The following is a 1,407-nucleotide window of genomic DNA, read 5'->3' on the forward strand; positions in this document are numbered from 1 at the left end:
CACTAGTGTCCGGTTAAAAAATTAGACCGGGCAGCACATTTTAAAGTACCACCCGGAATGTCTACTTTTGAGTTACCACACAAAAAAGCAAGACATGGGTAAAAGTACAAATTTTAGCGGACAGCCTATCTTTAATCAGCTGTTAAAGTTCATTGACAAAAGTGAGATTAAGAAAATAGCGAAACAACATGGTTCTGAGCGGTATGTGAAAAAGTTCACCACGTATCATCACGTTGTAGTAATGCTTTTTGTGTCCATTGAAGGTTTTCATTCAATTAGGGAAACCATTTTAGGTCTATTGGCTAACGCCCATAAGCTTTCTCATTTGGGGTTATCCTACTTGGTTCGTCGAAGCACATTTTCGGAGGCCAATGGCAGACGGAGCAGTAAAGTGTTTGGCGATATTTATATGAGTACCTATCGTAAATATTCAAAAGTTTTAACGGACAGCCGGCTTACAGATGAGGAATTAAAGCGCTTGTATGTTATGGATTCCACCACCATAACGTTATTTAAGGACATATTAAAGGGCGTTGGCCGTAATCCCAAAGAAGGCAAGAAAAAAGGAGGGATAAAGGCGCACACTATAATTAAAGCCAGCGAGAATGTGCCTTGTCTTATACGGTATAGCGAAGCAGTCCGGCATGACCATATGTTTTTAGATGACGTTCACAACTTGGCTCCTGGTTCGATAATTACTTTCGATAAGGGCTACGTTGATTATGGCCAGTATGAGGCTTTTACACAAAAAAGAATCTGGTATGTCACTCGTTTAAAAGATAATGCCCTCTATCGGGCCAAAGAAGAATATGAAATACCAGACAATGCAGATTCAGGGGTCCTGAAAGATGAAGAAATTATCCTGTATTATGGTGAGAATAAAAAGGAAAATCATCGTGCAAGACGAATAGCATACTGGGATAATAAAAATCAGAGACTTTTCGAGTTTCTAACCAATAATTTTGAACTTTCGGCTGAAAAGATTGCCCTAATTTACAAAAAGCGGTGGCAAATAGAGCTCCTGTTCAAGCAGCTAAAGCAAAACTTCCCATTGAAGTATTTCCTTGGAGATAACGAGAATGCCATCGAAATCCAAATATGGATAGCTATGCTTGCCAACCTATTGATAACCCTTGTGAAATGTCAGGTAAAACGTAGCTGGGCATTTTCTAACCTGGTATCAATAATCCGCCAACAGTTGATGAATTACATAAACATCTATGCTTTTCTCGAAGATCCCGAAGGAAGTTGGCGGGAAATAATAAAAGAAAACAAATTGAAATATCAAAATTCGCTATTCCCCGAAATATAGGGGGCTTACTTTTGAAAAAATGACAAACCGCAACTGATTATATGGCAGTTAGGTTAAGAATTTTATTAATATTCCGGTTTACCGGACAACAATGA

The 1,407-nt window shown here is 38.6% G+C and carries 1 protein-coding gene; it reads left to right on the top strand.

Annotated elements, in window-relative coordinates:
• Positions 1-94: 94 nt before the first annotated feature.
• Positions 95-1,312, top strand: a complete 1,218-nt coding sequence (locus JCM15548_RS20455) for an IS4 family transposase (protein WP_062129073.1) — start codon at positions 95-97, stop codon at positions 1,310-1,312.
• The last annotated feature ends 95 nt before the right edge of the window (positions 1,313-1,407 follow it).

The organism is Geofilum rubicundum JCM 15548 (assembly GCF_000974365.1).
GTDB lineage: Bacteria > Bacteroidota > Bacteroidia > Bacteroidales > Marinilabiliaceae > Geofilum > Geofilum rubicundum.